The 22,384-nt window shown below is 53.0% G+C and carries 20 protein-coding genes; 11 read left to right on the top strand and 9 right to left on the bottom strand.

All coding sequences use genetic code 11. The features are described 5' to 3' along the window. Window positions 1-104: 104 nt before the first annotated feature. The 5 genes from miaB to lnt all read left to right on the top strand — a co-directional run bounded on the left by miaB (window position 105) and on the right by lnt (window position 5,814). A complete protein-coding gene (gene miaB / locus J4377_RS05630; protein ID WP_038482686.1) occupies window positions 105-1,448 on the top strand; it encodes a tRNA (N6-isopentenyl adenosine(37)-C2)-methylthiotransferase MiaB in 1,344 nt (447 codons plus the stop codon). Window positions 1,449-1,534: 86 nt separating this feature from the next. Then, complete coding sequence (locus tag J4377_RS05625; RefSeq protein WP_095602826.1) at window positions 1,535-2,614, top strand: PhoH family protein; 1,080 nt, start codon at window positions 1,535-1,537, stop codon at window positions 2,612-2,614. Beyond that, window positions 2,611-3,072, top strand: coding sequence for an rRNA maturation RNase YbeY (gene ybeY / locus J4377_RS05620; protein ID WP_038482683.1), 462 nt, complete (start codon window positions 2,611-2,613; stop codon window positions 3,070-3,072). Before J4377_RS05625 ends, ybeY begins: the two co-directional genes overlap by 4 nt. A 353-nt stretch (window positions 3,073-3,425) precedes the next feature. Continuing rightward, window positions 3,426-4,319, top strand: coding sequence for an HlyC/CorC family transporter (locus tag J4377_RS05615; protein ID WP_038482680.1), 894 nt, complete (start codon window positions 3,426-3,428; stop codon window positions 4,317-4,319). A 37-nt stretch (window positions 4,320-4,356) separates the two neighbouring features. After that, window positions 4,357-5,814 carry an apolipoprotein N-acyltransferase gene (gene lnt / locus J4377_RS05610; protein WP_253487344.1) on the top strand — a complete coding sequence of 486 codons (1,458 nt, stop codon included), beginning with the start codon at window positions 4,357-4,359 and terminating at the stop codon, window positions 5,812-5,814. A 278-nt stretch (window positions 5,815-6,092) separates the two neighbouring features. Here lnt and J4377_RS05605 read toward each other — a convergent pair whose 3' ends face one another. The 6 genes from J4377_RS05605 to prmB form a co-directional block, all read right to left on the bottom strand. Beyond that, window positions 6,093-7,457 (bottom strand): amidohydrolase family protein, encoded by a 1,365-nt coding sequence (locus tag J4377_RS05605; protein ID WP_038482674.1) that lies wholly within the window; start codon window positions 7,455-7,457, stop codon window positions 6,093-6,095. A gap of 255 nt (window positions 7,458-7,712) precedes the next feature. Then, window positions 7,713-9,563, bottom strand: coding sequence for a class I poly(R)-hydroxyalkanoic acid synthase (gene phaC / locus J4377_RS05600; RefSeq protein ID WP_120385474.1), 1,851 nt, complete (start codon window positions 9,561-9,563; stop codon window positions 7,713-7,715). Window positions 9,564-9,656: 93 nt separating this feature from the next. Next, on the bottom strand, window positions 9,657-10,067 hold the full coding sequence (locus tag J4377_RS05595; RefSeq protein ID WP_038482660.1) for a phasin family protein: 411 nt from the start codon (window positions 10,065-10,067) through the stop codon (window positions 9,657-9,659). Window positions 10,068-10,222: 155 nt separating this feature from the next. Next, window positions 10,223-10,633, bottom strand: a complete 411-nt coding sequence (locus tag J4377_RS05590; RefSeq protein WP_038482657.1) for a hypothetical protein — start codon at window positions 10,631-10,633, stop codon at window positions 10,223-10,225. Window positions 10,634-10,693: 60 nt separating this feature from the next. After that, the gene (gene aroC, locus J4377_RS05585; RefSeq protein WP_120385475.1) at window positions 10,694-11,785 is read right to left on the bottom strand and encodes a chorismate synthase; all 1,092 of its coding nucleotides are present in this window, start codon (window positions 11,783-11,785) and stop codon (window positions 10,694-10,696) included. A 13-nt stretch (window positions 11,786-11,798) separates the two neighbouring features. Further along, complete coding sequence (prmB, locus tag J4377_RS05580) at window positions 11,799-12,758, bottom strand: 50S ribosomal protein L3 N(5)-glutamine methyltransferase (protein ID WP_038482651.1); 960 nt, start codon at window positions 12,756-12,758, stop codon at window positions 11,799-11,801. 170 nt (window positions 12,759-12,928) lie between these two features. Here prmB and J4377_RS05575 point away from each other — a divergent pair, with 170 nt between their 5' ends. Continuing rightward, the gene (locus tag J4377_RS05575; protein WP_038482648.1) at window positions 12,929-13,495 is read left to right on the top strand and encodes a Smr/MutS family protein; all 567 of its coding nucleotides are present in this window, start codon (window positions 12,929-12,931) and stop codon (window positions 13,493-13,495) included. Window positions 13,496-13,504: 9 nt separating this feature from the next. Here the strand turns inward: J4377_RS05575 and J4377_RS05570 are convergent, their stop codons facing one another. Then, window positions 13,505-14,545 (bottom strand): patatin-like phospholipase family protein, encoded by a 1,041-nt coding sequence (locus J4377_RS05570; RefSeq protein ID WP_038482645.1) that lies wholly within the window; start codon window positions 14,543-14,545, stop codon window positions 13,505-13,507. Window positions 14,546-14,579: 34 nt separating this feature from the next. Beyond that, entirely contained in the window at window positions 14,580-15,458 is an 879-nt protein-coding gene (locus tag J4377_RS05565; protein WP_253487342.1) for an alpha/beta fold hydrolase, read from the bottom strand. A gap of 464 nt (window positions 15,459-15,922) precedes the next feature. On the opposite strand from J4377_RS05565, the gene J4377_RS05560 reads away from it, so the two are divergent. Next, window positions 15,923-16,348: a LexA family transcriptional regulator gene (locus J4377_RS05560; protein ID WP_038482639.1), complete on the top strand. Its 426-nt coding sequence runs from the start codon at window positions 15,923-15,925 to the stop codon at window positions 16,346-16,348. Next, a complete protein-coding gene (locus J4377_RS05555) occupies window positions 16,345-17,691 on the top strand; it encodes a Y-family DNA polymerase (protein ID WP_253487332.1) in 1,347 nt (448 codons plus the stop codon). Before J4377_RS05560 ends, J4377_RS05555 begins: the two co-directional genes overlap by 4 nt. On the opposite strand, the gene J4377_RS05550 is transcribed toward J4377_RS05555, so the two are convergent. After that, window positions 17,653-19,116 (bottom strand): sodium-dependent transporter, encoded by a 1,464-nt coding sequence (locus J4377_RS05550; RefSeq protein WP_253487325.1) that lies wholly within the window; start codon window positions 19,114-19,116, stop codon window positions 17,653-17,655. The genes J4377_RS05555 and J4377_RS05550 overlap by 39 nt on opposite strands. A 157-nt stretch (window positions 19,117-19,273) precedes the next feature. On the opposite strand from J4377_RS05550, the gene J4377_RS05545 reads away from it, so the two are divergent. The 3 genes from J4377_RS05545 (at window position 19,274) to J4377_RS05535 (ending at window position 22,296) form a co-directional block, all read left to right on the top strand. Then, on the top strand, window positions 19,274-20,572 hold the full coding sequence (locus J4377_RS05545) for a M20/M25/M40 family metallo-hydrolase (protein ID WP_253487317.1): 1,299 nt from the start codon (window positions 19,274-19,276) through the stop codon (window positions 20,570-20,572). A 390-nt stretch (window positions 20,573-20,962) separates the two neighbouring features. Then, on the top strand, window positions 20,963-21,178 hold the full coding sequence (locus J4377_RS05540) for a hypothetical protein (RefSeq protein WP_253487316.1): 216 nt from the start codon (window positions 20,963-20,965) through the stop codon (window positions 21,176-21,178). Between the two features lie 320 nt (window positions 21,179-21,498). Further along, entirely contained in the window at window positions 21,499-22,296 is a 798-nt protein-coding gene (locus J4377_RS05535; protein WP_038482627.1) for a MipA/OmpV family protein, read from the top strand. Window positions 22,297-22,384 lie beyond the last annotated feature (88 nt).

Genomic DNA, 22,384 nt, shown 5'->3' with positions numbered 1-22,384 from the left:
ATAATGACGCCATTCAATGGCTGTACGTTACACTGCCCATTACGATTGCATTCATGTTTTCATTCATCCCTCGTCCCCCGACGACTCATAGATGACAGGTACCGATGGCGAAGAAGCTCTTTATCAAAACGCACGGCTGCCAAATGAACGAGTACGACTCCTCGCGGATGGCAGATCTGCTCGGCGAATCTCACCAGCTGGAATTGACCGATAACGAAAAAGAAGCTGACGTTATCTTGTTGAACACCTGCTCTATTCGCGAAAAAGCGCAGGACAAGGTGTTTCATCAATTGGGTCGCTGGAAAAAGCTAAAAGACGCCAATCCAGACCTCGTGATTGGTGTCGGCGGCTGTGTGGCAAGCCAAGAAGGTGAAGCGCTGCGTAAGCGCGCGCCTTTTGTCGATATGATTTTTGGCCCACAAACGCTTCACCGCGTGCCAAAAATGCTGGACGCGCGCAATAACAATCAGATTGCTGCGGTCGATGTCACTTTTCCAGAAATTGAAAAGTTTGATCACCTGCCGCAGCCAAAATCTGATGGCGCAACCGCTTTTGTTTCTGTCATGGAAGGCTGCTCGAAATACTGCACATTCTGTGTCGTGCCTTATACCCGCGGTGAGGAAGTCTCTCGCCCCTTTGAATCGGTTATTGATGAAGTCATTCACTTAGCCGATCAAGGGGTGCGAGAAATTAACCTGCTTGGCCAGAACGTGAACGCTTATCGCGGTGAAAATGACGAGGGCGACGAGATCGACCTTGCCGAGCTAATCGCCTGCGTCGCTGCAGTAGATGGCATTGATCGCGTGCGCTTTACGACCTCTCACCCGGTGGAATTTACGGATAGCCTGGTAGATGCGTTTGCCGACATCCCGGAACTGGTGAGTCACCTACATTTACCGGTACAGTCAGGTTCTGACCGTATCTTAAGTGCGATGAAGCGCGGCCATACCGCAGAAGAGTACATCGAGAAGATGGAGCGTATTCGCGCCAACCGCCCGGATATTAGCTTCTCTTCTGACTTTATCATCGGCTTCCCTGGCGAAACCGAAGAGGATTTCGAAGCAACGATGGACCTGATTCATCGCATCGGCTTTGATCACTCATTTAGCTTTGTTTACTCGGCACGCCCGGGCACACCAGCCTCCGGCCTGCCGGACGAAACGCCGGAAAGTGTCAAAAAACAGCGTCTCGCCATTTTGCAGGAGCGAATTCTACAGCAGGCAGCGCAGATCAGCCGACGCATGGTGGGCACGACCCAGCGAGTTCTGGTATCCGGTTTCTCACCGCGAGACCCGGGCCAGCTCTCTGGGCGCACCGAAAATAACCGCGTGGTTAACTTCCGGGCAGCCAACCCAACAGAACTGATCGGCTACTTTGTAGACGTGGAGATTACCGAAGCGCTGCCCAACTCGTTGCGCGGCGATCTCGCCTCTCCAGAGCGTTATTAACTGCTCACTTATCCTAGGTAATTGCCCCGGCATCGCCGGGGCAGTAAGTTGAGTCTCACATACATCAACTAATGGGTTTCTTACTCTTGAGCCAGCCATCACCTCAGGCCAATCGCATTATCACCCTAAGCCTTGAACCCAATGATCCGCAGCGCCTTGCTAGCCTCTGCGGCCAACAGGACGAGCATCTAAAGCTGATTGAGAGCCGCCTGGACGTGACGTTGCGCAACCGTGGCAACGTGTTTCAGCTGGCCGGCGCCGCTAACCGGATCAAAGCCGCTGCTAACGTGCTTGAGCACCTTTACCGTGAAACTGCGGCAGAAGAACTAGAAGCAGACACAGTTCACCTCTTCCTTCAGGAATCTGGCTTAGAAGCGCTAGAAGAAGAGGATGATAGCGACATCAACAGCGATGACGTGATTATGCGTACGCCGCGCACCATGATTAAGCCTCGCGGCCTTAATCAGCAGCGCTACGTACAAAGCATTCGCGAGCACGATATCAATTTCGGTATTGGGCCTGCCGGTACGGGAAAAACGTACTTGGCGGTTGCCGCGGCGGTAGAAGCACTAAATCAGCAGGAAGTGCGGCGCATTCTGTTAGTTCGCCCAGCGGTAGAAGCAGGCGAAAAGCTTGGCTTTCTACCTGGCGACCTTGCCCAGAAAATCGACCCTTACCTCCGCCCGCTCTACGATGCACTGTACGAGATGATCGGCTTCGAACAGGTCGCTAAGCTCATTGAGCGTCAAGTGATCGAGATTGCCCCGCTGGCCTATATGCGTGGGCGTACGCTGAATAACTCCTACATCATTCTGGACGAAAGCCAAAACACCACGCCGGAACAGATGAAGATGTTCCTGACACGGATTGGTTTTGGCTCAACGGCGGTGATTACCGGCGATATTACCCAGGTAGACCTTCCTCGCGGACAGCGTTCTGGTCTTTCACAGGTGCTGGATGTTCTGAAGGAAACCCCTGGCATCGGCGTGACCCACTTTGCTGCGAAAGACGTTGTGCGTCACCCGTTGGTTCAGCGGATCATCGAAGCCTATGACGAGTTTGAGTCGCAGCAGGAAGTGCAAGAGCGCGCTCGCCGTGAAGCTCGCCAACAGGAGCGCGAAGCCCGCATGCAAGCACTTGAACGCGCAGGAGAGGCACCTCGATGAGTAACATCGTGATTGACCGCCAGGCGGCCATCAATGAGCCGTTGCTTCCCACCCTTGAGCAGCTCACCCACTGGGTGGGCTGTGTCTTCTCACGCCACCCCGATGATGAGCGCTTAGAGCTGACGATTCGCTTTGTGGATGAAGCAGAAAGCCAAGCACTCAATCGAGATTATCGGGGTAACGATAAATCAACCAACGTGCTCTCATTTCCTTTTGAGAACCCTCCCGGCGTTTGTTTACCGTTACTTGGCGACCTGATTATTTGCCATGCCGTCGTTGCCCATGAGGCCCGTGAACAGCAGAAGCCTCTTGAGCATCATTACGCGCACATGGTGGTGCATGGCACGCTGCACTTAATGGGCTATGACCACATTGAAGAGCAGGAAGCGGAAGAGATGGAGCAGTTAGAGCGCGAGCTTCTTGCCACTCTCGATATTCCTGATCCATATCACGAGTAAGCTGTTACCCTGGCCGATAATTACTTTTAGGGTGGTGTATCCCCCGACTCAGTGATAAAACGACAGACAGTTTACCCGTAGCCATCTTCACATAGGGAGCCTCTGATTAATGTGATGAGCGCAGGCCAGACAAGGCAAAAATTAACGAAAAAAGGATCGGACTCGCGTTCGAGTTTACGGGCTGTAAATGAGCATTTTGACCGGGCTCGCGCACGAGGCGATTTTTAACGCAGTATGGCCAAGCGTAGTTAATCAGAGGTTTCATAGCTGTTTTTTTAGTAGTGCTTTGACGTACTGTTTGCACACAACTATTTGCAAGTCACTATTTGCACGTAATAGAGAGATTAGACGCAATGAGCGAAGACCGATCGAGCAACTCAAATCAAAAATCCTGGCTCGAGAAACTCTTTGGCGCCCTTTCCGGAGACAATGACGAACCTAGCTCGCGCGATGAGTTAATGACGTTTTTACGCCACACCGCAGGGAAACTGAAGCTAGATCAAGACGCTATTATGATTATTGAAGGCGCTCTTGAGATCAGCGATCAGCAAGTGCGTGAAATATTGATTCCACGTTCTCAAGTGTCGGCAATTACCCTTGATCAAACCAGCGATGGCTACTTGCCATTGATTCAAGAAACAGGGCACTCCCGCTATCCGGTCATTGGCGAGAATCTTGACGATGTAAAAGGCATTTTACTGGTTAAAGATTTGCTCCCCCTGCTCTCTCAAACGCAAGAAAGCCGTGATGCCTTTAAGCTGGAAGACGTGCTGCGCCCGGCAATGTTTATTCCCGAGTCCAAACGCCTAAACAGCTTGCTGAAAGAATTCCGTGATACCCACAATCACATGGCAATCGTGGTAGATGAGTACGGCGGCACGGCTGGTATTATTACTATCGAAGATATTCTGGAGCAGATCGTCGGGGATATCGAAGATGAGCATGATACCGATGAAGAGGACGATATCCGCACGCTGGACAATGGCCACTTCGCCATTCGTGCTCTCACACCGATTGAAGACTTCAACGAACGCTTTGGCAGCGAATTTTCTGATGACGAATTCGATACCGTGGGCGGCCTTGTGATGCAACAATTTGGCCACTTACCAGGCCGTGGCGAACATACTAGCCTGGGCGGCTGGCGGTTCGTCATTCTTAATGCCGATAATCGGCGCATTCGGTTGCTGGAAGCTTATCGCGATGACGCCAGTGAAAATACTACCGATGGCGACGACAGCGACGGCTAGTCAACCGACCACTTCAACCTGCCGATAGGATATCACCATGGGGTTGACGCCCACCTTTGCACTTCAGCTGCTGGCTGCCCTCGTGGCCGGTGGTTTCACGACGCTTACCGCTTCACCGTTTGAATTATGGTGGCTAGGACCCATCGCCATCGGCCTGCTTTATGTTGGCCTGCATACCTTAAGTCCCGCTCAGGCAGCACTAAAAGGCTGGCTATACGGCGTAGCGCTCTTTGCCAGCGGCACTTCTTGGGTGTATGTATCCATTCACGATTACGGCTATACCGGCGTTCCCCTGGCAGTATTTCTGACCGCTCTGTTTGTGTCTGTATTAGCACTCTTTTTTGCAGGCACGTTTTGGCTTTATCGACGTTTTTGCAGCCCGCGCTGGGCACTGGCTAGCTTTGCAGGGGCATGGGTACTGGGGGAAGTATTACGCACTTATCTGTTTACCGGCTTTCCGTGGCTACTGGTTGGCTCTAGCTATGTGGATTCACCGCTGGCCAACTGGGCACCAGTAGGCGGCGTTTACTTGCTTTCCTTACTGGTAGTGCTCACAGGCACCTTAGGCGCTGAACTGCTGCGACGCCAATGGTGGGCAACACTGCCATTAGCCGCTATTTGGCTCGTTCCGGTGGCACTCCCCTCACTCTGGACGACACCAGCAAGCGAGCCCACGCGCGTTGCGCTACTTCAGGGCAATCTGCCCCAGCTATTAAAGTGGACCCCCGAAGGACAGCGCGTAGCAGCAAATACCTATAGCGATTTAACCCGCCGTGTCGCGGATGATGCCGATCTCATTCTGTGGCCAGAAACCGCCCTGCCAATGATCGATAACCAAGCTCGCCCGGTGTTAGAGCGCGTACAAGCCAACTTACCGCCAAGCACCGCGCTATTAACCGGCATTGTCCAACTCGACGAGGACAACCGTTATTTCAATAGTGTGATTGGCGTTGGCAACGTAGAGGGCAGCTACCAAAAAGAGCATCTCGTGCCGTTTGGCGAATACCTGCCGCTTGAAAGCGTGTTACGGGGTGCTATCGACTTCTTTGACCTACCGATGTCGAGTTTTTCTAAAGGCGCCTCCGAACAAACGCCCATGCAGGCCGCCGGCGTGACGATTGGCAACGCTATTTGTTATGAGATTATCTACCCACAGCTGGTGGCACGCCGTGCAGCAGACAGCGACGTGATTGTGACGGTATCTAATGACACTTGGTTTGGCGCTTCCATTGGCCCCCACCAACACTTGCAAATGGCCCGCCTGCGCGCGCTAGAGAATGGTCGTTATGTCGTGCGCGCTACCAGCAACGGCATTACCGCGATTATTAATCCTCGTGGCGAGCTGGTAGATAGCGCAGCGCAATTTGAAACCACCTACCTTATTGGCGAATTTTACGCCATGGAAGGGGCAACACCGTTTACCCGCACGGGTAGTTGGCCTGCATGGCTATTCGCTGGCCTGCTACTGTTACCGGGCTTGATACGCAAGCGTTAAAACCAAGAAGGCCGTTTCCAGCGGGCAGGGGCGGCGTAGCCGCCCTTGCGAAGCCATGCAAATCAGTTGAATCATCGTCGAAGTGTCTAACCAAAGCTAAAGCTCCCTCCGACAACATCCGAGCAGCCAAGTGCTTATGCATACGTTGCAAGAATGTAGATACTATCGAACCAGTGGTTACCGATGATAAGTGCCCGCTTAATTTTATTCAGGCACTTATCACTAAGTAATAAAATATCGCTTTGAAAGAAAATTTTTAAAAATTATATTCAGCGTTTTTATAGCTGCTCTTTATAAATTCGCCCACCTTTCATAATCATTCGAAGATTGCTCTCTGGATCGTTTAGAAAATCTAGATCGCGACTTGGATCGCCATCTACGACTAGGAGATCAGCTAGTGCACCTGGTTCAATGCGTCCAAGTACACCAGGATAAGGATTACGAGGACCTGAAAGTGACAACAAATCACCGTTATGCCCTGTTGCCATTGCCAACACTGTTAGCGGATCATAAAAGCGCGTTAACTTTGCCAAATGCCGAAGTTGATTCGGGGTGTTTTTAGGGCTAAAGAGAATGTCTGTACCCCAGGCAGTTTTCACATTAAACCGCTGCGCCATTTCATAAGCGCGAACGGTACCTTCAGCCACTTGGCGCTGAGACTCTCGGCGCGCGGCATCAGGATACACGTTGGCATCTTCATCTTGCAGGAAAGGCTGAAGGCTCCACCACGCCCCCTCTCCAGCCATCATTCTTACCGATTCTTCATCTGCTAATTGGCCATGCTCGATCGACTTAACACCAGCCCGCAGAGCGCGCTGGATACCACGTGATGTATACACATGCACCATCACATAGGTGCCCCAATCATCGGCAGCCTCAACCGCTGCGCGTAGCTCTCGTTCCGTAAATTGAGTACTGTCTAAAGGGTCATAGAGTGACGCTACTCCACCGCCAGCCATCAACTTGATCTGAGACGCCCCTAGCATCAGCTGCTCACGCGTGCGCCTGAGCACCTCAGCCTCACCATCCGCAATTACTGCAACTCCCTGACGTTCTGCTTCACTTAGCGGTGTTGTGCTTCCACGAGGTATATCATGGCGCATTCTAAAATCACCATGTCCCGACGTCTGGGAGATCATCGCCCCTGCAGGAAATACCCTAGGGCCATTCACAATACCTTCATCAATAGCACGCTTTAGCGCAAACGCCGGTCCCCCAACATCCCTCACCGAAGTAACGCCGCGCATCAGGGTTCGCTCTGCCTCTCTTGCTGCCACCAAGTGCACATAGCCAATATCAGCGGTCATGGCTTCCATTTGGGAGATGGCCGCTAAAGTGGTGTGCCAATGGGCATCAATCAAGCCTGGCATCAATACACGACCGCCACAATCAATGACATCAATACCTTCCACTTCACCACTGCCGTCTAGAATCGCATCAATACGGCCGTCCACCACCCTGATTGATACGCCATCACGCAGCGGGCCACCGCTTCCATCAAACAGCTTTAAATTGGTTAATAGTAGCGGCCCATCGTGGGATTTTGGCTGCTGCCCAACAGCAAAAGGTACATGCAATCCTGCGAAAAGCGCCATCACCGCAGCCGTTCCCCCAATCATTTGGCGCCGGGTTATTTCTGCCATCACACGTTCATGGAAACGCTGCAGCAATGGTGAACCACAACAGCAAGCTCCATGGCTGTGTTGAGTGTGGGTCTCAGGAAAAGCCGGCGACAATGAAAAGCGTGCAGTTGGCTGCATGAGTAGCGTCTCGGTTAGTAATTTTAGCGTCAAACTGCGCGGCTTAGTCCAAGTTTAGCCGCGCCACTATTGGAGAAATAGACTAATTAACAGCCTGTTTAACCATCCCAGCATGACTCGCTGATCATTAGATGGTTATTACGATGCGGGAAGCTCACCTAACACTTCAGGTATCGTCATTTTTACATAGCGCCCAGGAGCGCTTTCAATGACGTTTAGCTCACCTTCTCCAGGCTGACGCGCGGGCACCATTTTTTCCGGATCAGGATCTGCATAGCCATTCTCTGTTACCCAGGCCTGCCAATGCGGCCACCAGGAGCCTTCATTAAAGGTCGAGCCTTCTTGCCACGCATCATGGGTTTCGGGCAGCGCATCGTTGGTCCAATAGCCGTATTTATTCTTATGAGGAGGGTTCACAATACCAGCGATATGGCCAGAACCACCCAACACAAACGTCACCGGCCCTTTGGGCAACAGCGCGCCATAATACGTACTGTTCCACTTAGCGATGTGATCTTCTTTCGTCGATACGAAATAGCAGGGGGCCGATATTTTACGAAGGTCAATCTTCACCTCGTCTAACTCAATGCCACCCGGCTCGACCAAGCGATTTTCCAAGTACATATGGCGCAGATACCAAGCATGCGTACCTGCTGGCAGGTTTGTACCATCGGTATTCCAATACAGTAGGTCAAACGCTGCGGGAACTTCGCCCTTCAGGTAATTATTGATGTAGAACGACCAGAAGAGATCATTCTCACGCAATAAATTAAAGGTGTAGGCCATTGAGCGGCCATCTAAATAGCCTTTCATTTCTAGCGTGTTTTCAATTCCCTCAACCACCCGTTCGTTAAGGAATACGCCAATATCACCAGGATCGCGGAAATCTTGCAGCGTCGCCATATAGGTAACAGACTTCACTTTTCGACCACGCCGCGTGCTTGTTAGATAAGCGACTGTAGAGGCGGTTAGTGTGCCACCCACACAGTAACTCAACAGGTTGACTGACTTCTCGCCACACGCCTGCTCAATAGCCTCCATCGCACTAATGGGGCCCATTTGCATGTAATCAGCCCACGTGATGTCACGCTGCTCTGGTCCAGGGTTACGCCAGGAGATTAAGAATACGGTATGTCCTTGATCCACCATCCACTTGACTAGCGAATTGTCTTCCCGAAGGTCGAGAATGTAGTACTTATTGATCCATGGGGGCACGATCAACAGTGGCGTTTTAAAGGTTTTTTCAGTGGTAGGGGTGTATTGGATCAGCTGAATTAGCTCATTTTCATACACCACAGCACCCGGGGTAACCGCAATGTTATCGCCAACACCAAAGGCACTTCGATCAGTCATGCGTACATTGATACCTTCGGCAGAGTTCGCCAAGTCTTCCCGCAGACGCGTCAAACCATCCACCAAGTTCTGCCCGCGAGTTTCCAACGTACAGCGCATCACTTCCGGGTTAGTCGCTACGAAGTTAGTCGGCGACATGGCGTTTACCAACTGCCGAGCATAAAACGCCAGATTGCGCTTTTGCGTCGGGTCTAGGCCATCCAGGTCTTCTATGAGTTCTTCTACCATCTGCGAAAACAGCAGATACTGCTGCATAATCGCCAAGTAGTAAGGCTCTTGCGTCCAGGCTTCGTCTTTAAAGCGGCGATCGCCTTTAGCAGGCGTTATCAATGGCGTCACCTGCTCACCAGACATAGTGCGCACACCCTGTTGCCAAAGCAGCCACTGATCTTGCATAAGGCGCGATTGGGTTTGCCATAACAGGTTAGGGTTACTCATGAGCGATTGCGCGGCGGCTTCAAAGCTTTCGCGCATATCACTGTAGACGGAGTCAGCAGCTTCGCTGGGTGCTATCCGTGACAGTAAATCCTCAAGCAGTCCTTTGTACTGTTCACCAACATCGCTTAGCTGCACTTTCCATGCTTCAAGCTCTTCTTGAGAAACACCTTGAGACGGCATTTTCCACCCTGACAGCATACTCACTCTCCCCTCACCTGCTTGGCACTCTCTGCCCAGGCACATCATCCAAAAGAACGCGGCGCCTTCAAGGCGCCGCGAACATAGTTGCGTTTAGCTTTTACGTGAAGACTGGCTAGTCGCTTTCGCAGGCTGTTCACTTTTCGTGGCAGAGGTGGCTTGCTCGCTCATTTTCTGCCCAGCTTCACTGAACAGCTTTTCCATTTCGGATTTGAACTGCAAGCTCATCTCACCCATGACACGGGCATCTTCCTGCATTTGCTGAGAAAGCTCGTTCATCATTTCGGCTTGTTTGGTGCCAAAATCACGCAGGCTTTCTGCATCATCAATTTCCGTCGCGCTACGAATGCGCTCGGTACCCATTTGGCTGTAGCGTTTCATTGCTTCCAGCTGATACTGGGTCATTTTTTCCATGTTGTTGAGCATCAGCGAGTTCATCTTACGCATTGGCTCAAACATTTGGCGGGTTTGGGTACTAAAGGCGTCCATCATTTTATCTTGCATAGTGTCTGCTCCTGTCTCTCGTTCCTTGGCATGAGCCTGGAGTGGCTCATCACATGGCAAAATTGCTGCACTGCAAAAAGAGTAAACGCTGCAATGCTGCTTTGCAACATTCCTAGCAGCACGCTCAACAACGCTACACATTTCACATGACAGTTCTACCCTTTAGCGCGAGAACGCGAAGAAGCCGTCGCTTTCGCTTTAGAGCTTCTCGCACTTGATGCGCTTTTACCTGACGCTGCTGACTTAGCAGCCTCTTGAGACTCGCCTTGATCTGTGCCGTCATCCTGTTCGGCACCGCTGCCGGAGGAGCCCGCTTTACGCAACATGTCCAACATCATCTGTTGATATGTGCCAAAGTTAGCTAACCCTTGGGAGAGACCTTGTTGCATCATCGGCTGCTGCAGGAAAGGACGCATTAGACTCATAGGGTCATAGCCATCCACCCCTGACTCCATTTGCCGCTGAATATTTTCCAGCAGGCTTTGCTGAAACGCCTCAACATCCGGCAGCCCTAGTGATTGGCGAAACTCATCCGGTGTCAGGTCAAATTCAACGTTGATCTTCATAGGCGACTCCTTAACCATCTTCCTAGAGTGTAGCAGCGTTACGCCAAGCGCACCGTGCTGTTATTGTTGTTCTAAACGTGGCGTGTCAACGCTAACATCTCCATTTTGTCCACGATGACGTAGCCAATGGTCTAGCAGCGTTATTGCCATCATCGCCTCGGCGATAGGCGTCGCGCGAATACCGACACAAGGGTCATGGCGGCCTTTCGTTATTACCTCAACTGGCTGACCATGTATATCAATTGATCGCCCAGGCGTGGTAATACTTGACGTTGGCTTCAACGCTAATCGAGCGACGATCGGTTGGCCACTGGAGATTCCGCCTAACACCCCACCCGCGTGATTAGAAAGAAACCCTTCGGGCGTCATCTCGTCACGGTGCTCGCTACCACGCTGAGCAATGCAACCAAATCCAGCGCCGATTTCTATCCCTTTTACCGCATTGATGCTCATCAAACCATGCGCCAGATCAGCATCTAAACGGTCGAAGACTGGCTCGCCTAACCCGACCGGCACACCGTCGGCAATCACGGTAATTTCAGCGCCTACGGAATCCTGATCCCGACGCAGCTGATCCATGTAATCTTCAAGTTCGGCCACTTTGTCCGAGTCAGGGCAGAAAAAGGCATTTTCGCCTACCGCGTCCCAGGTTTTGAATTCGATTTTAATGGGCCCCAACTGGCTCATATAACCGCGAATCTGAATTCCTTGCGCGGCCAGCACCTGCTTGGCAATAGCGCCAGCAGCAACACGCATGGCTGTTTCTCGCGCGCTAGAACGACCGCCGCCCCGGTAATCGCGATGGCCATACTTATGGTGGTAAGTGTAGTCAGCGTGGGCAGGACGGAATTGATCTTTGATTTTAGAGTAGTCTTTGGAGCGCTGGTCGGTGTTTTCGATCAATAAACCAATCGACGTCCCCGTGGTTTTGCCTTCAAACACGCCTGAAAGAATCCGCACCTGATCCGGCTCTTTGCGCTGTGTGGTGTGTCGAGAGCTACCTGGACGGCGGCGATCTAGATCAAGCTGCAAGTCTGCTTCACTGATCGGTATGCCCGGCGGACAGCCGTCAACAATAGCGCCTAAAGCAGGGCCGTGGCTCTCACCAAACGTGGTAACGGTAAATAGCTTGCCAAAGGTATTGCCAGACATGGGCGTTAGTTCCTCACGCAAAAGACGCCGCATGGGCGTCGAGTTCAGCGGCGCTCAAGGCAAACACACCCTGGCCGCCACGCTCGAATTCAAGCCAAATAAAGGGTACTTCAGGGAAAGCAGCCTCCACATGGCGGTCGGAATTACCAACTTCAACAATCAGCCAGCCTCCGTCGGTTAAGTGCTGGCGTGCCTCTCGCAGAATGCGTCGCACGATATCCAACCCGTCGTTACCAGCGCCTAACGCCAGGGCAGGTTCATGGCGGAACTCGGCAGGCATGGTGGCCAGATCACGCGCATCAACATAAGGTGGGTTAGATACGATCAGGTCAAAACGCTGCCCTTCCAGGCCATCAAACACATCGGATTCGACAGCCCGCACGCGATCACCAACGTCGTGACGCGTAATGTTTTGACGAGCAACCGCCAAGGCATCCTGGCTAATATCCGCCAACGCCACCTCGCAGGTAGGCAACACCAATGCAGTGGCAATGCCGATGCAACCAGAACCGGTACATAAGTCTAATACTCGGGCAGGCGGCTCTTCCGGGAACCATGCAGCAAAGCCGTCTTCAATCAGCTCGGCAATGGGCGAGCGCGGAATTAACACGCGTTCGTCAACGCTGAACGGGAATCCTGCAAAAAAAGCTTCGCCCAGTAAGTAAGGCAGCGGGCGGCGAGTTGTCACCCGCTCTCGCGCCAAGCGAATGATGCGTTCGCGCTCTATTGGCAGCAAGCGGGCATCCAGCACAGCTGGGTCGACATTCCACGGTAGGTGCAGTGCGCCTAAGCAAAGCGCAACGGCTTCGTCCCAGGGCGATTCCGTGCCATGCCCATAGTGCAGCCCCGCCAGATAAAACTCGCTGGACACCCAGCGTAAGTAATCGCGCAGTGTAAAAAGCTCGCTCACCAATGCCGATTCCGGCAACGAAAGCATTGAGTGGGAGGTCTCATCATTGAGATGCGTGGTCACAGCGACTCCTGGCGTGTAAAAAGTTCATGGAAGGATTGTACCTTTGACGCCGTCTGGTTCACAGCGCGTGGTTCACAGTGAACGGTTCACAGCAACGACAAGCTCGCTATACTGTGCTCTTCTCAATTATGCTTATTTGTTAACACTTCATTTCTCTATTTGAGCCGACCATGACGCGACACCTGCCCAACGATGACGATATCAGTGCCTTTCGCCAAGCGCTGCAGGCAGCAGGCGTGCGCCGTATTGCCAGTAATCAAGCTGATCCCGGCAAGCCTAAGCGCAACGACGAAGCTGCCCAGCAAGCACGTCGACAAGCGGCGGTAGAGAGCAACACGCTGCAAACTAGCGGTCGCACGTCCGACGGTCGAGTAGAGGCGGTACGCCCCTCAGAGTATCTGGAATTCAGCGTGCCCGACCTGCCCTGGCGCACCTTAAGTCAGTTAAAACGTGGCCAAACCGCTTGGCAAGCGGGGCTGGATTTACACGGCTATACCCTAGAAGAAGCGAGGATTGAGCTTGAAAGTTTTTTGCGCGACGCCGCTGCACAAGGCATGCGCTGTGTTCTAGTCGTGCATGGTAAGGCCTGGGGCACTACCTCAGACTTTCCGGTGCTTAAAAGCCATACCAATGCGTGGTTAAGAGAGTGGCCCGGCGTCTTGGCGTTCTGTTCCGCCACCGATATCGATGGCGGTACAGGCGCGGTGTATATTCTGCTGCGCAAGCGCGGGCAGTAGATGGCTATGTCACTCGGTCGCATCCGAAGCAATGCTAGGCATGCGGCGCTCTAACGCTTCATCAGCAAGATGCCGCCCCAGCCGAATTAATTCGTTGGCCCGGTGAAACTCGTAAGTGCTGCAAACAGTTTTGGGAATTTCGATCAATACATCCGGCGGATAGCCTGCGATTTTATACTTCGCGAGCGCCGCCTGGGTGATATCAAACGACTCTAGAATCATATCGAGCTTACCCCACTCACGCCGACCACGCAGGTCAACGGTTTCATCAACATCGCTCTCTTCACCATTGCTGCCCCCCAGCCCATCCCACAAGCGGCGCGTGGTAGCACGCACATCATCCATCCAACCGCCAATATTGGCATCGCGGTCGCGCTCTAACGCGGTGCGGCTGTCGCTTGTATCTTCGCTGGGTAACAGCTCCTCTAAGGTGACCGGTTGTGGGCTGTGCGCCGTCACGTTAACCGCCACGACAAAATCCGCTTCGTGGGCGGCTAATATCGGCATCATCGGCAGTGGATTCAGCAAGCCGCCATCAACGAGTACCTGGCCACCCACATGTACTGGGGTAATGACACCCGGCACGGCAATAGAGGCACGGATTGCCTGGAGTAAAGGGCCATTTTGAAACCATACCTCACGCTGGCGAATCAGATCCGTCGCGACGGTCGTCACCGGAATAGGCAGGTCTTCGATCAGCATATCGCCGACCAGCTCTTCAAGTTTGCTCATGACTTTATTCGCTCGCATGGCGCCCATCGGACTCCAGGTCACATCGACCAGCTTGAGCACGTCTAAATAATCCAGGTTACACACCCACTCCCGGTATTCAGGCAGCTTTCCAGCGGCATAAATACCAGCAATTAGCGCGCCCATAGAGCAACCCGCAATCGAAATTATCTCGAAGCCGCGTGCTTCCAATGCTTCAATAACACCGATATGGGCATACCCCCTAGCTCCCCCACTCCCCAATACCAGTGCAACCTTATTACCGCCATTCAAGCAGCTGCTTGCCACAGGTGTTTTAACAACATGCGCTACTTTTTTCATCGTCATCTTCCTAACGTGAGCAATCAGGTACCCGCTACGCTTGCTGACTGATTGTGCTGGCCACGTGATGAACCGCCTGGGGTTCAAGGTGCAGATGATGGCCACCCGCTAGTACATGGCGCTTTAACTGTGGTACTGCTTGGCGCGCTTTTTCTGCCCAGTCCCGCTCGCCTAAAATACCCCGCTCCCCTTCTATCAATAGCACTGGGGCTTGAATCTCCGCCAGTAGTGACAACACTTGCTGGGGCGTAAAGCGCACCAAAGAAGGCTTTAACAAACGGCTATCGGTACGCATTTGCACATGCCCATCGGCAGTGGCCTGGGTGTTGCGCTCGACAAGTGGCGTGGCGGTGATGCTGTCCAGCGGCGTGACACCTCCGGCTACCCGCGCGGCAACTGCACTCTCAACATCGGGATAACGAGGAGGACGGGAAAGCGGCCGCCTATAGGCCACTAGCCCTTTGCGTAGTTGGCTGGCAGTCTCTTCGGCAGGTGTGTTTAGCGCTCCTAAGCCATCTAACAGAATTAGCTTATCTACCCGCTCAGGCAGCGCTGCCGATACTAAACAAGCTACGGCTGCCCCCATCGAGTGAGCAAGTAGCGTCGCCTTTTCGATCTTTAATGATTCCATGGTATCCAGCACGTCGTGGGTATAGTCCCATAGTGCATAGTCGTTTCCTGCAGGCGCATGAGCTGAGTGGCCGTGACCACGGAAGTCAATCGCCACAATGCGAATATCCAGTGCTTTCACCAATAGCGGCGCCAGCCGACTGAAGCTCGCCGCGTTGTCTAGCCAACCATGCAGCGCCACCCAAGTAGGCGCAGTGCTACGCCCCCAGCTAAGCGCCGCCAGCCGACCATTCGCCAGGGAAAGCGGCTGCGCAGCGGTACCGACGTGGGTCGATTCATTCATAAGCAGGATCTCTTAAAAGCCGGATAACCAAGCAATGTCATATACGTCAGATGACGCTCTAGGGCGTAAACGTTACCATGCTAAGCGCAGCGCATCTGCCGCTTTATGCGGATAACGCTTGCGTGCTGCGACTACTGCGAAATGCTCTTAACGATGATGACCAACAGGAAAATGACCATGAAACCACGTCGTGACACCCGTGCTCGCAACCTTGTGTTCTTGATTACCGTGATAAGTGCGTTGGTGGTTGGCCTGTGGCTTGCTCGCTGAGCCAATAGCCCCCAGGCCCCCAGCGTTGAGCGTCGCTTGCAATTTTCTCCCCATGAATAAATACTGCTTACAAATACTGTATATAAACACACTATTTATTCATGAGGATGCCGACGATGCCGTCCCACCCCGCCGCTTTAAAAACAGCCACGTTTGCAACAAGTACGTTTACAACGAGTACATTTCCGACAACGATGGTTGCGACAGCCCTGCCGTTAACCTCTCAGCCGTTGCCATTTCCAACGTTATACGGCCGCGCTGGGTTTAGCGGCTTCCCTTCACCTGCTCAAGATTACGAACCACGTACGCTAGATCTCAATGAGCGACTGATTAAACACCCCAACCACACGTTTTACCTCACCGCCGCAGGCGACAGCATGGAAGGCTGGGGGATATTCGAAGGTGATTTGCTGGTGGTAGATCGCAGCATACCGCCCCGTTTAGGGCATATCCTGGTCGCCATGTTTGAAGAGGAAGTACTGATAAAGCGTTATGCACTCTATCAAGGCACGCCACACCTCTGCTCGGCTCATCCTCACTATCCACCGCTACCGTTAGAAGAGACAAACTGCCAGCTATGGGGTGTGGTACGCGCCGTGGTGCATGAGTATTTGCCATGATTGGCCTTGTTGATGCCAACAACTTCTACGTGTCATGCGAGCGGGTGTTTAATCCTGCGCTTGAAGGCAAACCCGTGGGCGTGATGTCGAATAACGATGGCTGTGTGATCGCCCGTTCGGCCGAAATGAAAGCATTGGAAATCCCCATGGGCACTCCCGCTTTCCAACTGGAAGGTTTGCGCCGACGGGGAGAGATTCACTTATTGTCATCTAACTACGAGCTGTATGGTGACATGTCCGCACGACTCGCCCAGCTACTGCGGGATGCCTGTCCAGACGTCGCGCCTTACTCTATTGATGAAATGTTTATCTACCTGGATGGCTTCAGCGACACTCAATGCCAAACACTCGGGGAAGTTGTGCGCCGCCGTGTTCGCCGCTATTTAGGGCTACCTGTATGCGTAGGGCTGGCACCTACCCATACGCTAGCCAAGCTCGCTAATCACGTTGCCAAACAGCAGTCTCACTACCAAGGCGTCTGCCTACTCACTGCCAACAGCCCGACCACTACGGCGCTGCTTAAACAGCTGCCGGTGAATGACGTATGGGGCGTCGGCAGACGCCTAGCAGAACGGCTTGCGGTGAGTGGTATTCGCACGGCGTGGCAGTTGCGGGAGTGCGATCCAAAGCAACTTCGCAAACGATTTTCAGTGGTGCTTGCGCGTACAGCGCTAGAGCTACGTGGCACCTCATGCTTGGAAATGAACGCATTAGAAGAGCCGCGTCAGCGTATTATGACGTCACGCTCTTTTGGCCAAGCAACCGGCGTAAAAGCGGAATTGCACGCAGCGCTGCGCCGCCATGCTCAGCGCAGTGCCGAAAAACTGCGCCAGCAGAAAAGCCTTACTCGCGCCGTATTGCTATTTCTAAACACCAACCGCCATCGTAAAGACCAGCCTCAGCTTTCACCTAGCGCGATGATTCCCCTAGCCTCGCCAAGTGACGATACCCGCATCATTTTAGAAGCCGTCCGCGAAGGGTTGGAACAGATGTATCGGCCGAGTTTTCAGTTTATGAAGGCCGGTGTCATGCTATTGGACTTAGTCGATGCACAGCAGTATCAGCTTTCGCTGTTGCAGCCTTCACATAAAGCGCACCCGCACTTGATGAACGCCATTGACGCTATTAATCAGCGCATGGGGCAAGGCACGATTCGCTTTGGAATGACAGAGGCGGAAGCACCGTGGCAGTTGCGCTGTGCGCACCGCTCTAACCGTTACACCACCTGCTGGGACGAACTCATGGAGGCAGGCACTCACCCTGGCGCCATTGCAGCTGCCAGGGTGAAGCGTGAACAACAGCGGCTAGCGCGAGCGCAGCGCTTGGCGCAGCCGAGGGCTTAGGGTCTCCCCCACTGCAACCATGACCACCAAAACCGCTAGCAGCCACGGCCAATGCACCGCGAACGAAACTTGATAAAGCCCCAAGGCATCAGCAAAGATAACCAAAATACCCAACGGACTAACGTAACGCACCATGGTCAGCCATAGCGCATAAGGCAACGGTGCAAGGCCCAGTTCATCGCGGAATGTCTCACTTTTCAGCACAAACCCCGCCAACACGACCGTACCCAATCCACCCAGCGGCATCATCCAGCGCGAGGTCAAATAATCCAGCCAGTCAAAGAAGTTTTTACCCGCCAGGGTCCAGTCAGCGCCCAGGTTAAACGACAGCATCGCCAGCGTGCTGACCAGCCATAGCACGATGCCCGTCGCCCAAGAGGCAGATTTGCGGGTCATGCCTTTGTTATCGCATAACCACGACACCGTGGCTTCCACCATCGAAATAGACGAGGTCAGCGCCGCCATCGAGAGCATCAAGAAGAACAGAATGCCAAATAGCGTGCCCATTGGCATCGCCTGGAAGGCCAGCGGCAAGCTCATAAAGATAAGCCCCGGCCCTTCACCAGGATTCATACCGTTAGCAAAAATGACCGGGAAGATCGCCAACCCCGCCATTAACGCAACCACGGTATCGGCAATGGCCACGCTTACCGTGGTACGCCCAATTGACGCACCTTTGGGCAAGTAGCTACCGTAGGTGAGGATTGCACCGGATGCCAACGACAACGTGAAAAAGGCGTGGCCCAACGCCGCCAGCATGCCTTCACTAGAGAGGCTTCCCGCGTTAAACGAGAACAAGAAGCTCACAGCCTCACCAAACCCACCGGAAAACACCCCGAAAATAATCAGTAGAATGAGCATGAGCACCAGCCCGGGCATCATCCAACTGACATTTTTCTCGATACCTTCCTGAACGCCTTTGCCCACAATCACCATGGTCAGCACTGCCACCAGGGTGCTCCAACCGCCCAGAATGAACGGGTTGGCATTATTGGCCCCAAAGACCGCCGCCATATCATCAACGCTACTGCCCGCGAGGCCGCCGGTGAGCATTTTCCATAAATAGGAGAACGACCAGCCAGCTACCACGACATAAAACGACAGAATCATAAAGCCGCAGAGCATGGCCATCCAACCAATCAACGACCAGGCAGAGGAGCGGCCAGACTCATTGACGACGCGCCGTATCGCATCAATCGGGCTGCCGCGCCCACGGCGACCAAAGGCAATCTCGGTCATCATCACTGGTACGCCGACGGCTAAAATGCACGCCAGATACACCAGCACAAAGGCTCCACCACCATACTCCCCGGTGATGTAGGGAAATTTCCAAATATTGCCCAGCCCCACCGCCGAACCGGTGGCTGCCAGCATAAAGCCCCAGCGGCCCAGCCACTGAGTGCGAGGTTGCCCAGAAGACGCCATGACCTTCCACCTTGTCAGAAAAAAGCGCCTATCCTAGAGGATTTTATAACCAAAGCCCAAAACTCTTGTCTCACTAGGCGAACCAGCCATGCGCATCTGAAGCAAGAATCTGGCAGACTAGTTAGTGATAAACACCCCCCAATGGAGAGAGCTTAATATGAGCGACAGCGCCAAACCCTGGACGCAACCCATGCCCGACGCGCAATTCAACATCATGCGCGACATTCTTGCCGCCCCTAGCCCGGTAGGCCTGGAAGGCGCCATGACCTACGGCGTACTGAAGCCTTACTTCGAAAGCTTCGCGCCCAGCGGCTGGCATCTGCATCAGTTTAAAGGCAATGCTGGCGTGGTACTGGATACCCATCCTGGCCGCGATGACATGTTCAAAGTGATGATCATCGGCCATGCAGACAAAATCCGCATGCAGGTTCGCTCGATTGGCGAAGACGGCAAGATCTGGATCAACACTGACTCCTTCTTGCCTACCGTACTTATCGGCCACGAAGTGAAGCTATTCAGCGAGGATCCTGACGCCCCCGGCAGCTACCGCTGCATCCAAGGCGGTACAGTAGAAGCCCTGGGCGCTATTCACTTTTCTGATCCTGCACAGCGCGATGGCAGCAAAGGTATCAAAAAAGAGCAGATCTACCTGGACCTGCAAATCCATGGCGAAAATAAAAAGCAGCAAGTGCTGAATTTAGGCGTTCGCCCGGGTGATTCGATTATTTTCGACCGCCCCATTCGCCCTGGTTTTAGCCCGAACACCTTCTACGGCGCTTACCTGGATAATGGCCTGGGCTGCTTTGTTACCGCAGAAGTGGCGAAGTTAATCGCAGAAGCTGGCGGCACCGAAAACGTACGCGTGCTGTTTGCCATTGCCAGCTACGAAGAAATTGGCCGTTTTGGCAGCCGCGTATTGGCTGGCGAACTAAAGCCAGACGCGCTGATTGGCGTAGACGTTAACCACGACTACGTAGCTGCTCCTGGTATTGGCGACAAACGCATGCAGCCGCTAGAGATGGGCAAAGGCTTCACCATGGCGGTAGGTTCTATTGCCAGCGAACAGCTCAACCGCATTATCGCCAGCGCCGCCAAAGAGCAGGATATTCCCCTGCAGCGTGACATCGTGGGCGTGGATACGGGTACTGACGGCATGGCAGGCGTGCTGGCCTCTATTGATAGCGCAGCTACCTCAATCGGCTTCCCGATCCGCAACATGCACACTATTTCCGAAACCGGCAACACCCAGGATGTGCTCGCAGCAATTCACGCGCTGACCCACACCTTAAAAACACTGGATGCCCTACCCGATCTTCAGCGGGAATTCCTGGACAACCACCCACGGCTTGACCAAGCCAGCCCGCTTAGCCATCAGGGTAGCGACAAGCCTGACAGTGACAAGTCTGATAATGATGAAGATAAAAAAGCCTCAAAGCCCAAAAAAGCGAAAAAGTAGCAAAGAGCTACTGAAGAACGAGTGTAGTTAGGCACTCGCATAAAAAAACCCCGGCCATTCCTGGCCGGGGTAGTGGTATTTCCTCCGTAATCCTTCTTCACGAACATCCTGTCCATGCATCCCTGGTTTAACAAGCTTTCCTGCTTGGTCGTTATCCCTAACACCTTTCCCTGTGTTGTTACTCACCTTGAACCTCATATATGTCAAAAACATTAACCTGGGATATCAAAACATGAATTTTTTACTACTCGTTCATAAATAGATAGCTGCTTATATAAATGGCGAACTAGCCGTTTGCTGTTTATACTTTTTAAGCATCGTCACGGATGCATTTCTACACGGACGTTACCACGACTGAGCCCATTAACTCCCTTGCGGTAGGAGGTCAGCGTGAGACATATTATGATTAGCCCGACTGTATACGGCGTGGATATTATTTGCCGTCATTGCGGCAACGCGGAATCCTCGACAACGTCGTACCTAAAACGATTTCGCCTTGAGGGCACCGGCAAAGACAGCGCGACACTACGCTGCATGAATTGCCAAACGGCGGTATCCACACCAATGAGCAAACTCAGCGCACTGTTTTATCATCACGCTTGTTAGTCAGCAGTGCCGTTTGCCCATAAAAAAACCCCGACCATCGCACTGGCCGGGGTTTTATCAGGTCCTCCTTGAGCTTCCTTCACGAACCTCCTGTTCATGCGTCCTTGTGCACCACAAGCACTCCCTGCTTGCACTTCCCTGTAGCGCCATCCCTGCGCTATGTGCACACAGTGCGCCCTATAGCTGTTGAATTATCTAACCTAAGCTATGAAACAAGAAATAGTTTCAATTCATGAACCACACAGGCCTCTAGAGAGCTTGCAGTCGCTTGAATCAAAAACATACAATCACGCACGTTTGAATAATTAAAAGGACACCCCGTGACGACTTTCGTTTCTCGCGCGACTCAAAGCGCTTCTAAATATAAGTGTTTTACCCCCTGGTTAGCGGCTGCTTTTAGCATCGCATTAACCGCTCCCGCATTGGGAGACAGCTGGGAAGGCAGTATCGGCGCAGGCGTGACCTACTCACCTGACTACCTAGGCAGCGACGACTATGACACACGAGCGTGGCCTGTCCTTAACCTGACATACGGCGATCAGCTCTCAATCAACGTGCGCAACGGTATTGAGTGGCACGCTGTCCGTAACGGTAACTGGACCGCTTCGCCGTTCATTGGCTACACCTTTGGGCGAGACAATAAGGGCGATATCAGCCAGTTTGAAAAAGTCGATGCAGGGGCCACGTTAGGTTTGCGGGTTAGCTATCAACAAGGGTTCTGGCGTTATAGCGTTGCAGGCAGCACGCCGGTAAGCGGCGACGTTGAAGGCGCAAAGTTTTCAGCCAATGCTGCTTTGCGTATGCCGGTTAGTGAACGGACACTTTTCACGCTAACGCCCAGCGTTACCTATTCAAACGAGAAATGGACCGAGTCGCTGTTTGGCGTATCAATGCAAGACAGCGCACGTAGCGGCGTGGCTGCCTATGCCCCAGACGGCGGTTACTGGCGAATGGGGGTGAATGCTAGCCTCAGCTACTTCCTGACGCCTGAATGGACAGCCACTGGCTTCGTCGGCACAACCCACCTAACTGGCAGTGCTGCCGACAGCCCAATCGTTAATGAGCTAGGCAGCAACTGGCAAGCCCTCACCGGAGTATCGCTAAGTTATCGTTTTTAAAGCTATAACTTCTAAAGTCGGCGTTTTTTAAAATCGGTCGTTATTGATACTGGCAGTTGACACTATCTTTATTATATAAGACTTTAAT

This window comes from Halomonas sp. XH26 (assembly GCF_024138895.1).
Taxonomy (GTDB): domain Bacteria; phylum Pseudomonadota; class Gammaproteobacteria; order Pseudomonadales; family Halomonadaceae; genus Vreelandella; species Vreelandella alkaliphila.
Note: the sequence above shows the minus strand (reverse complement) of the source record. Positions and strands in the feature narration are given on the sequence as shown.